Origin of the sequence: Anoxybacillus sp. LAT27 (assembly GCF_022030075.1) — a bacterium.
Taxonomy (GTDB): Bacteria; Bacillota; Bacilli; order Bacillales; family Anoxybacillaceae; genus Anoxybacillus; species Anoxybacillus kestanbolensis.
In genome coordinates this window covers 1-290 of record NZ_JAIWYK010000116.1, presented here as the reverse complement: position 1 = coordinate 290, position 290 = coordinate 1, and the positions used below count along the sequence as shown (strand labels likewise).

Genomic DNA, 290 nt, shown 5'->3' with positions numbered 1-290 from the left:
ATTACAAACTGGGAGACGAAAGAAAAATACGGATGGGGCAGTCCGTTTACGTTCCCGCAATTTTCGATTTTGGATCCAACGTATACGATGACCGTTCCGAAAGATCACACGGTGTATGGCATCGTTGATATGATGTCCCATGTGTTTGAGCAATATTTCCACCATACGCCGAACACGCCATTGCAAGACCGAATGTGCGAAGCGGTGTTGAAAACCGTGATCGAAACGGCGCCCAAACTGATCAACGATTTAGAAAACTACGAGCTGCGCGAGACGATCATGTACTCAGG

At 47.2% G+C, this 290-nt stretch carries 1 pseudogene; it reads left to right on the top strand.

Annotated elements, in window-relative coordinates:
• Nucleotides 1-290: pseudogene (locus LD028_RS08760) on the top strand (iron-containing alcohol dehydrogenase); the annotation flags it as partial.